This window comes from Nocardioides sp. Soil_C_8 (assembly GCF_057656315.1).
In genome coordinates, this window is record NZ_JBDGKQ010000001.1 from 668,355 (window position 1) to 681,075 (window position 12,721).

A 12,721-nucleotide genomic window follows, 5' to 3' on the forward strand; every position below is an offset into this window, starting at 1 on the left:
GTGGCCCCTCTCTCAGAAGGCGATGTTGAGGACGATGACCATCGCCAGGGAGATGGCGGCGAGCGGGACCGTGCGGCGGTACCACGGGTAGGACGCCTCCTCGGGATCGATGCGGTCCTCCCTCGGCGTCTCGGAGTAGACGAGGCCCTTGAGCTCGGAGGCCGGCTTGGGCCTGGTCACGAGGGAGACGACGATGCTGAGCACGAAGTCGACGACGAAGGCCGTCGACGCGGCGAGGAAGGCCGCGCCCTGTCCCGGCAGGTCGATGACACCGGCGGCGGCCAGGCGGTCGACGGCGACCGCCGACAGCGTGCCGGCGACCAGGCCGACCCACGCCGCGGTCGGCGTCATCCGCTTCCAGAACATGCCGAGGATGAACGTCGCGAACAGCGGTGCGTTGAAGAACCCGAACAGCGTCTGGAGGTAGTCCATGACGTTGTCGTAGCCCATCGCGATCCGGGCGGTGAACACCGCGATGATCGTCGCCGCGACAGTGGCGAGTCGCCCGATCCGCAGGTAGTAGTCGTCGGAGTGGTCCTTGCGGATGTAGCGCTGCCAGAGGTCGTAGGAGAAGACGGTGTTGAACGCCGAGATGTTGGCCGCCATGCCCGCCATGAACGCCGCCAGGAGTCCGGCGATCGCCAGGCCGAGCAGGCCGTTGGGCAGCACGTCGCGCATCAGCAGCAGGAGCGCGTCGTTGTAGGCGACTCCCTCCCCGCTCGCCCCGCCCTCGGGACTGCCGCCGTTCTTGAGGTCGATCATCTCCTGCACCAGGACCGCCGAGATCATGCCCGGAACGATCACGATGAAGGGGATGAACATCTTCGGGAAGGACCCGATGATCGGCGTCTTGCGGGCCGCGGAGATCGAGTTGGACGCCATCGCCCGCTGCACCTCGACGAAGTTGGTCGTCCAGTAGCCGAAGGACAGCACGAACCCGAGGCCGAACACGATGCCGACGACCGAGAAGAACGGGGAGTCGAAGCCCGACAGGGCCTGCCCGGGCCACGACTCGAGCTGCTGGCTGGCGGGGGCGACGGCCGCGTCGGCCGGTGCACCGTTGGCCGCGGCGGTGATCTTGTCGGTGAGGCCGTCCCACCCCCCGACGCGGTTCAGGCCGATGAGGGTCAGCGGCAGCAGGGAGGCGACGATGACGAAGAACTGCAGCACCTCGTTGTAGATCGCCGCGCTCAGGCCGCCGAGCGTGATGTAGGACAGCACGATCGCGCCGGCGACCACGAGGGCGATCCAGATCGGCCAGCCGAGCAGCGCGTGGAGGATGCCCGCGAGCAGCGCGAGGTTGACGCCCGCGATCAGCAGCTGGGCGACGGCGAAGCTCAGCGCGTTGACCAGGTGGGCGCCCGTGCCGAAACGCCGGAACATGAACTCGGGGACCGAGCGGACCTTCGAGCCGTAGTAGAACGGCATCATCACGACGCCGAGGAACAGCATCGCCGGCACCGCGCCGACCCAGAAGTAGTGGACCGTCGGCAGCCCGATCTCCGCACCGTTGGCGGACATGCCCATGATCTCGACCGCACCGAGGTTGGCGGAGATGAACGCCAGGCCCGTCACCCACGCCGGCAGCGAACGACCGGACAGGAAGAAGTCGATCGAGTCCGACACCGACCGCCGGGCCATCACCCCGATGCCGAGCACGAAGCCGAAGTAGATCGCGACCAGCAGGTAGTCCAGCCAGGTCGCGTCGATCAGGGTGTCGGACGACATGTCACCTCCCAAGATTCATGTGTGGGCCATCCAGCAACCTAGACCCCTCCCCTCCCCCGCGCGACCACCCCGTGGTGGGTCGGTCCGGCGTGTGAGGTGCTACTCGCCGACGACGACCTCCACCTCGAAGCCCTCGGAGCTCTCGAGGTAGAGCGCGACGTGCTGCTCGCCGCCGGCGTGCGGGTAGCGGTCGGCGTACAGCTCGTGCCAGCCGTGCTCGGTGGACTCGGCCCGCATCCGGTCGAGCTCGCCGCGGGTGTCGACGGTGAGCGCGAGGTGGTTGACGCCCGGTCGCAGTCGGTCGTGCTCACCGTGCTGGTCGGGCGAGTGCTCCATGAACACGTACGTCCCGTCCGGGTGCAGCCACGACAGGGCGCCCTCCGTGCGCTGCCAGTCGCACGCGACGAGCAGCCAGCCCCACTCGCCCTCGGCGACCTCGACGTCGGCGACCCAGAGGTCGAGGTGGTGCAGCGCGCGCGGCATGGACGCCAACCTAGACCAGCCTTCCTCGCAGGTGGCGGTGGTGCGATCCTCGATCTGGAGAGGCACCGCCATGGACTACCGAGACTCGCACCGCGCCCTGCAGGACACCTTCGACACGCGCCGGCTCGCCGACCGCCTCGCCAGCGTCGCGGGCGACGACGTCTCGGGATTCCGGGAGTTCATCGAGGCGCGCGACATGTTCTTCATCGCGACCTCCGACGCCGACGGGCAGCCGCAGAGCTCCTACAAGGGCGGCGACCCGGGCTTCGTCCGGGTTGTCGACAAGCACACGATCGCGTTCCCGGTCTACGACGGCAACGGCATGTTCCTCACCGTCGGCAACGTCACCGAGAACCACCTCGTCGGACTGCTCTTCATCGACTTCGAGAACGGGTCCCGCCTGCGTGTCAACGGCGAGGCGACGGTCGATCCCGCCGACCCGCTCGTCGCGACCTTCCCCGGCGCCAGGCTCGTCGTCCGGGTCCGCGCCCGCGCCGTGTTCCCCAACTGCCGGAGGTACGTCCACACGCACGGCCCGACGCGACGGTCCGTCTTCGTGCCGGTCGAGGGAGTGCAGCCGCCGGTGCCGGACTGGAAGCTGGACGAGTGGTTCGAGGGCACTCTGCCCGCGGGCGACCCGGCACTGGACGGGACGAACCCGAGCGCCCCCTCGATTCCCCGCTTCTGACCCGGACGCTCTGGCAGGGTGGCGGGATGAACCGTGTCTCGGGACGCGTGGCAGCTGTCCTCGTCGTGCTCGGCCTCGCGCTGGCGATCGCCCCCGCCATCTTGTCCGCGATCACGATCTGCGGGGTCTCCGGCTGCTCCGGCGGCGGTTTCGGCGTGTCCACCGACCCGGACTCGACCCTCGTGCTGCTGGCCGTGACCGGCCTGGCGGCGGCCCTGCCGCTGGCGACCTACGCGCTCGTCCGACGCAGCGGCGGCCTGGCGCTCGGGGCGCTCACTCTCGCGCTGGTGACCTCGCTCGTGACCGGCGTGGTCATCGGCTCGGACCTCCGCGGCTGCCCGCGCGACGTCGACCGGTCGACCTGCCTCGAGGAGTCGGGCTAGCTCACTCCCACTCGATGGTGCCCGGCGGCTTCGAGGTGATGTCGAGGGTGACCCGGTTGACCTCCGCCACCTCGTTGGTGATGCGGGTGGAGATGCGCTCCATCACCTCGTAGGGCAGGCGGGCCCAGTCGGCGGTCATCGCGTCCTCGGAGGTGACCGGACGGATGACGACGGGGTGTCCGTAGGTGCGGCCGTCGCCCTGCACGCCGACGGAGCGGACGTCGGCGAGCAGCACGACGGGCATCTGCCAGATGTCGCGGTCGAGGCCGGCGCGGGTGAGCTCCTGGCGCGCGATCGCGTCGGCGCGGCGGAGGATGTCGAGACGGTCGGCGGTGACCTCGCCGATGATGCGGATCCCGAGGCCCGGACCCGGGAAGGGCTGGCGCCACACCATCTCGGCCGGCAGGCCGAGCTGCTCGCCGACGAGGCGGACCTCGTCCTTGAAGAGGGTGCGCAGCGGCTCGACGAGCGCGAACTCGAGGTCCTCCGGCAGGCCGCCGACGTTGTGGTGCGACTTGATGTTGGAGGTGCCGGCACCGCCGCCGGACTCGACGACGTCCGGGTAGAGCGTGCCCTGCACGAGGAACCCGACCTTGTCGCCGTGCTCGGCGGCCTCGCCGAGCACCTGCACCTCGGCGGCCTCGAAGGCGCGGATGAACTCGCGGCCGATGATCTTGCGCTTCTCCTCCGGGTCGGTGACCCCGGCGAGGGCGGCGAGGAAGGTCTCGCGGGCGTCGTACACGTGGAGGTTGACGCCGGTCGCGGCGACGAAGTCGCGCTCGACCTGCTCGGCCTCGCCCTCGCGGAGCAGGCCGTGGTCGACGAAGACGCAGTGCAGCCGGTCGCCGATGGCGCGCTGCACGATGGCCGCGGCGACGGCGGAGTCGACGCCGCCGGACAGGCCGCAGATGGCCAGGCCCGTGTCGCCGATCTGCTCGCGGACGCGCTCGATCTGCTCCTCCGCGATGTTGAGCATGGTCCACGTCTGGCGCGCGCCGGCGATGTGGTGGAGGAAGTGCTCGAGCACCTTCTGGCCGTGCTCGGAGTGCAGCACCTCGGGGTGCCACTGGACACCGGCGAGACCGCGGCCGACGTCCTCGAACGCGGCGACCGGGGTGTCCTCGGTGGAGGCGAGCACGGTGAAGCCCTCGGGCGCCCGCGCGACGGAGTCGCCGTGGGACATCCAGACCTTGTGCTCGGCCGGGATGCCCTCGAGGAGGGTGCCCGGCTCGGAGACGGAGACGGGCGTACGTCCGTACTCGCGCGCGCCGGTGTGGGCGACCTCGCCGCCGAGGCCCTTGGCCATGAGCTGGAAGCCGTAGCACATCCCGAACACCGGGACCCCGGCCGTGAAGACGTGGTCGTCGATGCCGGGGGCGTCCTCGGCGTAGACGCTCGAGGGGCCGCCGGACAGGATGATCGCCTTGGGCTTGCGCGCCAGCATCTCGGCCACCGGCATCGTGTGCGGCACGATCTCGGAGTAGACCCGCGCCTCGCGCACCCGCCTCGCGATCAGCTGGGCGTACTGCGCCCCGAAGTCGACGACGAGGACCAGGTCGTGCTCTCCAGGCTGCGTCACGCGGCGAGTCTATCGACGCAGGACCTCGTGCAGGAGTCGCCCCAGGGCCCGATCGGGGAGGGAGGGTGATCAGGCCCTGGGGCTTGGCTCCCAGCCACTGCGAACAGCTGCCGAGACGAGAGACCCGGCCCTTGGGAGGGAGCATGACTGCCGGGCCCCTCTACCCGGCCCAACGACCTCTGCGAGGGGTGGTTACGGTCCGGTCTGGACCAACTTCCGGTCCGGGTCCGCCGCAGCTGCGTCGCTCAGCCGACGCCGACGATCGGCAGCCGCAGCGCCCCGGGTGCGGCCTCCGGCACGACCGGGTTCTTGGGCGCCACCGGAGCGAGGCGGCGGTAGGCCGACCCGAGCGCCGGGCGCGGGTCGGCCTCGCCCTTGTTGGGCCAGAACGCCATCGCGCGCTCGGCCTGCGCGGTGATGGTGAGCGAGGGGTTCACCCCGAGGTTGGCCGACACCGCCGACCCGTCGACCACGTGCAGGCCGTCGTAGCCGTAGAGGCGCTGGTAGGGGTCCACGACACCGGTGGCGGACGAGTCACCGATGGCGCAGCCCCCGATGAAGTGCGCGGTCAACGGCATCCCGAGGGGCTCGCCGATCGCGCCGTAGGCCCGGCGGGCGCCCATGACGCGCGCCAGCCGGCGTACGGCGTCGTACGCCGACGCGATGTAGGTCGGGTTGGGGGCACCGTGGCCCTGGGTCGACGACAGGTAGCCGACACCGCCGCGCTTGCGCCACACGGTGGTGATCGAGTTGTCGAGCGTCTGCATGACGAGCGCGACCACCGTGCGACGCGACCACGTGTCGAGCGAGTAGAGGTCGCGCAGCCCGTCGCGCTGGCGCCAGAGCTCCTTGCCCCAGGTGCGCCACCGCTTCTCGCCGAGCACCTCGTCGACGAGCACGGTGGCCATCAGCGGCATCACGTTGCGGCCGCGGCCGTAGCGGACGGGCTCGACGTGCGTGTGCTCGTCGGGGTGGAAGCTCGAGGTGATCGCGACGCCCTCCGTCCAGTCGACGGCGTCGTCGTTGGCGGTGGCCCAGAGGATGGCTTCGGAGTTGGTGCGCGTCAGGACGCCGAGCCGGTCGGAGATCCCGGGCAGCGAGCCCTCGGCCTTGAGCCGGTGCAGCAGGCGCTGCGTGCCGATCGCGGCGGCCGAGAAGACGACGTGGTCGGCGGTGAAGGTCCTGACAGCTCGCCTGCGCGACAGCTTGGCCTTGGTCCAGCGGGCCGTGACCTCGTACCCGCCCTCGGCGCGGGGTCGTACGTCGGTGACGGTGGTCAGCGGGTGCACGACGGCTCCGTTGGCCTCCGCGAGGTGGAGGTAGTTCTTGACCAGGGTGTTCTTCGCGTTGTGCCGGCAGCCGGTCATGCACGAGCCGCAGTTGATGCAGGTGGACCGGTCCGGCCCGGCTCCGCCGAAGAACGGGTCGGGCACCGTCTCGCCCTCGGCCTGGCCGGGCTCTCCGAAGAAGACGCCCACGGGCGTCGGCACGAACGTGTGGCCGACCCCCATCTCGTCGGCGACCTTCTTCATCGCCACGTCGGCGGGCGTGGTCCTGGCGTACGTCGTGACGCCCAGCATCCGCTTGGCCTGGTCGAAGTAGGGCGCGAGCTCGGACCGCCAGTCCGTGATGTGCGACCACTGCCGGTCCTGGTAGAAGGGCTCCGGGGGCTCGTAGAGGGTGTTCGCGTAGTTGAGGGAGCCACCTCCCACACCGGCGCCGGCGAGGATGAAGCAGTCGTGGACGATGTCGATGCGCTGGATGCCGTAGAGGCCGACCTCCGGTCGGAAGAGGAACTTCTTCACGTCACCGCCGTGCTCGGGCAGCTCGTCGTCGGCGAACCGGGCGCCCGCCTCGAGCACGCCGACGGTGTAGCCCTTCTCCGTCAGCCGCAGGGCCGTGACCGAGCCGCCGAAGCCCGACCCGATGACGAGGACGTCGTAGTGGACCGTCACCTCACGCCATGCCCAGCTTGTTGAGCAGGCGCAGCGCCCCGGTCATCACCTTCGCGTTGGTCTCCTCCGACATCCCGAACATCGGCGCGATCGGGACCAGCCGCTGGACCGCCACCGACTGCGCCTCGGTGTAGCGGTGGATGCCCTCCGCCCCCTGCCGACGGCCGAGGCCCGACTCGCGCATCCCGCCCATCGGCGCGCCCAGCGAGCCGAAGGTGGCCCCGTAGGCCTCGTTGACGTTGACCGTGCCGCACGCGATGCGACGGGCCAGCGCGCGACCGCGCGCGGTGTCGCGGGTCCAGACCGAGGCGTTGAGGCCGTAGAGGCCGTCGTTGGCGCGCTCGACCGCCTCGTCCTCGCTGTGGAAGCGGTAGAGCGAGACGACCGGACCGAAGGTCTCCTTGCCGAAGCACTCCATGTCGGCCGAGACACCTTCGAGGATGGTGGGCTCGAAGACGAAAGGGCCGAGGTCGGGCCGGTGCTTGCCACCGGTCAGCACGCGGGCGCCCTTGGCGACGGCGTCCTCGACGTGGCGGGTGACGGTGTCGAGCTGGGCCTGCGAGATCAGCGACCCGATGTCGACCGACCAGTCCTGGCTCGCGCCGAGGGTCATCGCCTGTGTGCGCGAGACGAAGGCGTCGACGAAGCGGTCGTAGACCTGGTCGGCGACGAAGAGGCGCTCCATCGACACGCACAGCTGCCCGGCGTTGGAGAAGACCGCTCGGGTCGCACCCTCGGCGGCCCGGTGGACGTCGGCGTCGCGGAGGACGAGCATCGGGTTCTTGCCGCCGAGCTCGAGCGAGCAGCCGATCAGCCGCTCGGCACACCCTCGCGCGATGACCCGGCCGGTGGCGGTGGAGCCGGTGAAGCAGACGTAGTCGGCGTTCGCGACGATGGCGCCGCCCACCTCGGGACCGGGACCGGCGACGACCTGCCAGGTCTCCGGCGGGAAGCCCGCCTCCTCCAGCAGCTGGGCGGCCAGCAGCGCCGTCAGCACCGTCTGCGCGTCGGGCTTGGACACCACCGCGTTGCCGGCCAGGAGTGCCGGGATGCCGTCGCAGAGCGCCATCGTGAGCGGGTAGTTCCAGGGCGAGATGATGCCGACGACGCCCTTCGGCACGCGGTTGACCTCGGCCCGGGTGAGCACCGGGAACATGCCGCTGACGCGGCGGGTGTCGAGGTGCTCGTGAGCGGTGCGGGCGTAGTAGCGCGCGGTCAGCGCGAGGTGGGCGACCTCGAGGTAGGCGTCCTTGCGGGCCTTGCCCGACTCCCACACGACGAGGTCGATGAGCTCCTCCTGCCGGTCGAGCAGCAGGTCGTGCAGCCGCAGGAGCGCCGCCGCCCGGTCGTCCACGGAGGTGGCCGCCCACGACGCCTGCGCCCGGCGCGCTCGGGCGAACGCCTCGGCCACGTCGGCGGGGCTGGACTGCGGGACGTGGGCGAGCGGCGTGCCGCCGATCGGCGAGGAGACGGCGACCGTCTCCCCGGTGGTGCTGACGAGGCGCCGCGTCAGGCTGGCGACGTACGAGCGGTCGAGGCCGTAGGCCGCCGTGGCGTCGTGCTCGGGGTCCGCGGGGCCGTCGGTGACGGGGCCCGAGGCGGGGGTCTGCTCACTCATCCCTGCAGCGTAGGTCGCTGCCGACGCCGTTGCTACTGGTTGGTCACTTCATCCCAGCATTCGACATATCAGCCGAATTTGTCCAACGGTCGGGCCGGACCGCGGCGTCTTAGGCTCGCCGCATGTCGACGCCGATGCCCACGTCCGCGCCCTTCGCGCTGTCCACCCGCATCCTGGCCGGGTCGCTCATGGGTGCCCTGGTCGTCATCGGCGTCGCGCTGTCGGTCGTGCTGCCGGCCCCGGACTCGTTCCCGCTGGCGCCCCTGCTGGTGCAGGTGCTGGCGGGGGTCGTGGCGCACGTGCTGCTGGAGGCGGTCGGCTACCGGACCCCGGCCCTGTCCACCTCCCTCAGCGACGACGACGCGGCAGCCCAGGCCCGCACCCGCTGGCAGGCACTGATGATCATGCGCTTCGCCGTCGCGGAGTTCGTCGCCATCGCCTCGGTCGCCGCCGCGTTCGTGCTCCCCGACGGCAGCATCCTCACCTACCTCGGCGGCGCGGTCGTCTCGCTCGTGCTGATGGTCGTGCACGTCTGGCCCGGCGCCCGGTCGGTGGGCAAGGTGGCCGAGGCGCTCGAGGCCGGCGGCAAGCCGTCCGGCCTGCGCGAGGCGTTCGGGGCGGCGCCGGGACCCGTCCAGCGGCTCTAGACGATGTCAGGCGCCTTGACCCGCGCCTCGTCGGCCTCCTGGTCGGTCGGCATGAGCTGGCTCTGCCGCTCCGCCTCGACCCGGCGCAGGTAGTGGTCGACCTCGTCCTCGAGCTGGGCGTCGTCCCAGCCCAGCGCCTCCGCCATCAGCTCGGCGGCCGGCCGCGCGGCCGCGATCCCGCGGTCGAAGGTCTCGATCGACACGCGCGTGCGCCGCGCCAGCACGTCGTCGAGGTGGCGGGCACCCTCGTGGGTGACGGCGTAGAGCACCTCGGCCCGCAGGTAGTGCTCGGCCCCCGGCAGCGGCTGACCCAGCTCGGGGCGCCGGTGGATGAGGGCCAGCAGCTCGTCGACGAGCCCGCCGTAGCGCCCGAGCAGGTGGTCGACCACCCCGATCTCGAGGCCCGAGGCGCGGCTGAGCGCGACCCGCTGGTTGGTCCGGGCCTCGTGGCCCCATGCACCCATGAGCGGCACCCGGTCCGTGATCGAGGAGGGGGTGGCGTCGAAGTCCCGGATCGCGTGGTCGACGGCGTCGCGCGCCATCACGCGGTACGTCGTCAGCTTGCCGCCGGCGACGAGCACCAGGCCGGGCACGGGGTTGGCCACCGTGTGCTCGCGGGAGAGCTTGGTGGTCTCCCCCATCTCGCCCTCCTTGCGCGTCGGCTTGAGCAGCGGCCGGAGCCCGGCGTACACCCCGACGACGTCGCGGTGGTCCAGCGGGTCCTTGAGGAGCCGGTTGGCGTGCTCGAGGACGTAGTCGATGTCGGTCCTGCTGGCGGCGGGGTGGGCGAGGTCGAGGTCCCACGCGGTGTCGGTGGTGCCGATGATCCAGAACTCGCCCCACGGGATCACGAACAGCACCGACTTCTCGGTCTTGGTGATGAACCCGCACTCGGACCGGATCCGGTCCTTGGGCACGACGACGTGGATGCCCTTGCTGGCGTCGACGTCGAGCTGGGCCTCGCCGCCCAGGAGTTCCTGCACCACGTCGGTCCAGACCCCGGCCGCGTTGATGACCACGCGCGCGCGGATCTCGAGGTCGCGCTGGCCCTCGAGGTCGCGGGCGCGTACGCCGACGACGCGGTCGCCGTCCCTCAGGAAGCCGGTCACCTGGGTGCGGGTCGCGACGTGGGCGCCGTTGTTGGCGGCCGTGCGGGCGATGGTCATCACCAGCCGCGCGTCGTCGACCTGGCAGTCGTAGTAGCGGATCGCCCCGTGCATGCCCTCGGTCCGGATGTCGGGGGCCATCCGGGCGAGCTGCTTGCGGAAGACGTGCTTGTGCTTCGGCACACCCATGTCGTACCTGCCGGTCATCGCCATGGTGTCGTAGAGCGCGACCCCGGCACCGACGTAGGGGCGCTCCCACGCGTGCTCGAGCGGGTAGAGGAACGGCACCGGGCGGACCAGGTGCGGGGCGAGCCGGGTCAGCAGCAGCCCGCGCTCCTCCAGCGCCTCCTTGACCAGGGCGAAGTCGAACATCTCGAGGTAGCGCAGCCCCCCGTGCACCAGCTTGGACGAGCGCGACGACGTCCCCGAGGCCAGGTCGCGCTGCTCGACCAGGCCGACCTTCAGCCCGCGCGTCACCGCGTCGAGCGCCGCCCCCACGCCGACGATCCCGCCACCGACGACCAGCACGTCGAGCTCACCCGACCCGAGCTGCTCGAGCGCGTCCGCGCGCTGGTCGGCGTCGAGGGCCTTGGCGAGCGTCATGCAGAGAGTCTCTCAGGCGGTGCCAGCCGCGCTCAGTGCTGGACGACGACCTCGATGCGCTGGAACTCCTTGAGCTCGGTGTAGCCGGTGGTGGCCATCGCGCGGCGGAGCGCGCCGATGAGGTTCATCGTGCCGTCGGCGACGCGGGACGGGCCGAACATGATCTCCTCGAGCGACCCGACCGGCTCGAAGCCGACGCGCTCGCCGCGGGGCAGCTGGGCGTGCGTCGCCTCGCTCCCCCAGTGGAAGCCGCGGCCGGGTGCCTCGACGGCACGGGCGAGGGGCGAGCCGATCATCACCGCGTCGGCGCCGCAGGCGACGGCCTTGGCGATGTCGCCGGAGCTGCCGATGGAGCCGTCGGCGATGACGTGCACGTAGCGGCCGCCGGACTCGTCGAGGTAGTCGCGGCGGGCGGCGGCGACGTCGGCGACGGCGCTCGCCATCGGGACGGCGACGCCGAGGACCGTGCGCGTGGTGTGGGCGGCCCCCCCGCCGAAGCCGACGAGGACGCCGGCCGCGCCGGTGCGCATCAGGTGGAGCGCGGCCTGGTAGGTCGCGCACCCGCCGACGATGACCGGCACGTCGAGCTCGTAGATGAACTCCTTGAGGTTGAGCGGCTCGGCCTGGCTGCTCACGTGCTCGGCCGAGACCGTGGTGCCGCGGATGACGAACATGTCGACGCCGGCGTCGACGACGGCCTTGACGTGGTCCTTCGTGCGCTGCGGCGAGAGCGAGCCCGCGACGGTGACGCCGGCGGCGCGCACCTCCTCGAGGCGCTCGGTGATGAGCTCGGGCTTGATCGGCTCGGTGTAGATCTCCTGCATCCGTCGGGTGGCCTCGTGCCCGGACAGCCCGGCGACCTCCTCCAGGAGACCGGTCGGGTCGTCGTAGCGCGTCCAGAGACCCTCGAGGTTGAGCACCCCGAGGCCGCCCATCTGCCCCAGCGCGATCGCGGTGGAGGGCGACATGACCGAGTCCATGGGCGCGGCGAGCACCGGGATGTCGAAGCGGTAGGCGTCGATCTGCCAGGCGGTGCTGACCTCCTCGGGGTCGCGGGTGCGCCGCGAGGGCACGATCGCGATGTCGTCGAAGGAGTACGCGCGGCGACCGCGCTTGGCGCGGCCGATCTCGATCTCGCTCATGCCGGGAAGCCTATCGGCGAGCAGCAGGTCCGGCCGGGCCCCCACCCGACCGGACCTTCTGTACCCGGAATCCATACCCCACGTTTGGATCCGGTCAGATAGTACCCAATTCCGGAGCGAGTGGTGCCATTCCGGAGTGATGGCTCGCCGGCGGCCCGTCGACGGCCGCGAGCAGCGACCGGCGCAACCACGCGGCGTACCTCTCGACGGTCCAGCCGCGGTGCTGCGCGAGGGTCACGTAGGTCTCCGCGCGCGTCAGCAGGTAGACCTCGTCGACGGCGTCCGGCGCCGGCTCCCCGTGCGCGAGCAGGCGCGCGACGTCGTCGCACAGCGCGGCGTGGCCGAGGTGCGCACTGCGGACGAGCTCGCGCAGGGTGGGGTCCTGCTCGGCGCCGTGCGCCAGCACCGACACCAGCGGACCCATCGGTACGACGATGCTGCAGGTGAACTCGACGAACCGGTCGAGCCGCACCTCGAGGTCGGGCTCGTCGCCGAGCCGCAGGTCGGTGAAGGCCTCCAGCAGCCCCCCGCGGCGTCCGAACCCGGCGGACCGGAAGGCCGCCATGAACACGCCGGCCTTGCCGCCGAAGGTCTTGGTCACCAGCTCGACCGAGACGCCCGACTCGGCCGCGACCAGGGCGAGGGTCGTGCCGTTCCAGCCGTGCTCGGCGAACAGCCGCGCCGCCACCTCCGCGACCTGGAGCCGCCGTCGCTCGGCGGCCGCGCGGCGCCCGCTGGCGTCGTACGAGCGGCGCTCGGGCCCGCTGTCCTGCTCCACGGCGCGAGCCT

At 71.5% G+C, this 12,721-nt stretch carries 11 protein-coding genes; 3 read left to right on the top strand and 8 right to left on the bottom strand.

Annotated features, from left to right (window positions below; genetic code table 11):
- Positions 1 to 12: 12 nt before the first annotated feature.
- Together AC3A3L_RS03305 and AC3A3L_RS03310 are read right to left on the bottom strand one after the other, a co-directional pair.
- On the bottom strand, positions 13 to 1,728 hold the full coding sequence (locus AC3A3L_RS03305) for a sodium:solute symporter family protein (protein WP_487638614.1): 1,716 nt from the start codon (positions 1,726 to 1,728) through the stop codon (positions 13 to 15).
- 99 nt (positions 1,729 to 1,827) lie between these two features.
- Positions 1,828 to 2,211, bottom strand: coding sequence for a VOC family protein (locus AC3A3L_RS03310; RefSeq protein ID WP_487638615.1), 384 nt, complete (start codon positions 2,209 to 2,211; stop codon positions 1,828 to 1,830).
- 70 nt (positions 2,212 to 2,281) lie between these two features.
- On the opposite strand from AC3A3L_RS03310, the gene AC3A3L_RS03315 reads away from it, so the two are divergent.
- Both AC3A3L_RS03315 and AC3A3L_RS03320 read left to right on the top strand, forming a co-directional pair.
- Positions 2,282 to 2,899 carry a pyridoxamine 5'-phosphate oxidase family protein gene (locus AC3A3L_RS03315; protein ID WP_487638616.1) on the top strand — a complete coding sequence of 206 codons (618 nt, stop codon included), beginning with the start codon at positions 2,282 to 2,284 and terminating at the stop codon, positions 2,897 to 2,899.
- Between the two features lie 26 nt (positions 2,900 to 2,925).
- A complete protein-coding gene (locus AC3A3L_RS03320; protein WP_487638617.1) occupies positions 2,926 to 3,282 on the top strand; it encodes a hypothetical protein in 357 nt (118 codons plus the stop codon).
- Position 3,283: 1 nt separating this feature from the next.
- On the opposite strand, the gene guaA is transcribed toward AC3A3L_RS03320, so the two are convergent.
- The 3 genes from guaA to AC3A3L_RS03335 form a co-directional block, all read right to left on the bottom strand.
- Positions 3,284 to 4,861 (bottom strand): glutamine-hydrolyzing GMP synthase, encoded by a 1,578-nt coding sequence (gene guaA, locus AC3A3L_RS03325; RefSeq protein ID WP_487638618.1) that lies wholly within the window; start codon positions 4,859 to 4,861, stop codon positions 3,284 to 3,286.
- 245 nt (positions 4,862 to 5,106) lie between these two features.
- Complete coding sequence (locus AC3A3L_RS03330) at positions 5,107 to 6,816, bottom strand: GMC oxidoreductase (RefSeq protein WP_487638619.1); 1,710 nt, start codon at positions 6,814 to 6,816, stop codon at positions 5,107 to 5,109.
- A 1-nt stretch (position 6,817) separates the two neighbouring features.
- A complete protein-coding gene (locus AC3A3L_RS03335) occupies positions 6,818 to 8,434 on the bottom strand; it encodes a succinic semialdehyde dehydrogenase (RefSeq protein ID WP_487638620.1) in 1,617 nt (538 codons plus the stop codon).
- A 122-nt stretch (positions 8,435 to 8,556) separates the two neighbouring features.
- Between AC3A3L_RS03335 and AC3A3L_RS03340 the strand changes: the two genes are divergently transcribed.
- Complete coding sequence (locus tag AC3A3L_RS03340; RefSeq protein ID WP_487638621.1) at positions 8,557 to 9,081, top strand: hypothetical protein; 525 nt, start codon at positions 8,557 to 8,559, stop codon at positions 9,079 to 9,081.
- Here the strand turns inward: AC3A3L_RS03340 and AC3A3L_RS03345 are convergent.
- The 3 genes from AC3A3L_RS03345 to AC3A3L_RS03355 all read right to left on the bottom strand — a co-directional run bounded on the left by AC3A3L_RS03345 (position 9,078) and on the right by AC3A3L_RS03355 (position 12,710).
- A complete protein-coding gene (locus tag AC3A3L_RS03345; RefSeq protein ID WP_487638622.1) occupies positions 9,078 to 10,790 on the bottom strand; it encodes a glycerol-3-phosphate dehydrogenase/oxidase in 1,713 nt (570 codons plus the stop codon). The two genes, AC3A3L_RS03340 and AC3A3L_RS03345, sit on opposite strands and share 4 nt — an antisense overlap.
- Positions 10,791 to 10,822: 32 nt before the next feature.
- Positions 10,823 to 11,932: a GuaB3 family IMP dehydrogenase-related protein gene (locus AC3A3L_RS03350; RefSeq protein WP_487638623.1), complete on the bottom strand. Its 1,110-nt coding sequence runs from the start codon at positions 11,930 to 11,932 to the stop codon at positions 10,823 to 10,825.
- Between the two features lie 94 nt (positions 11,933 to 12,026).
- Positions 12,027 to 12,710 carry a TetR/AcrR family transcriptional regulator gene (locus AC3A3L_RS03355; protein WP_487638624.1) on the bottom strand — a complete coding sequence of 228 codons (684 nt, stop codon included), beginning with the start codon at positions 12,708 to 12,710 and terminating at the stop codon, positions 12,027 to 12,029.
- Between the last annotated feature and the right edge of the window lie 11 nt (positions 12,711 to 12,721).

Excerpts from the sequence above, each read along its gene's own strand:
- AC3A3L_RS03305 (WP_487638614.1), bottom strand. The coding sequence starts at position 1,728 with ATGTCGTCCGACACCCTGATCGACGCGACCTGGCTGGACTACCTGCTG.
- AC3A3L_RS03315 (WP_487638616.1), top strand. The coding sequence starts at position 2,282 with ATGGACTACCGAGACTCGCACCGCGCCCTGCAGGACACCTTCGACACG.
- AC3A3L_RS03335 (WP_487638620.1), bottom strand. The coding sequence starts at position 8,434 with ATGAGTGAGCAGACCCCCGCCTCGGGCCCCGTCACCGACGGCCCCGCG.
- AC3A3L_RS03310 (WP_487638615.1), bottom strand. The coding sequence starts at position 2,211 with ATGCCGCGCGCGCTGCACCACCTCGACCTCTGGGTCGCCGACGTCGAG.
- AC3A3L_RS03350 (WP_487638623.1), bottom strand. The coding sequence starts at position 11,932 with ATGAGCGAGATCGAGATCGGCCGCGCCAAGCGCGGTCGCCGCGCGTAC.
- AC3A3L_RS03345 (WP_487638622.1), bottom strand. The coding sequence starts at position 10,790 with ATGACGCTCGCCAAGGCCCTCGACGCCGACCAGCGCGCGGACGCGCTC.
- AC3A3L_RS03320 (WP_487638617.1), top strand. The coding sequence starts at position 2,926 with ATGAACCGTGTCTCGGGACGCGTGGCAGCTGTCCTCGTCGTGCTCGGC.
- AC3A3L_RS03340 (WP_487638621.1), top strand. The coding sequence starts at position 8,557 with ATGTCGACGCCGATGCCCACGTCCGCGCCCTTCGCGCTGTCCACCCGC.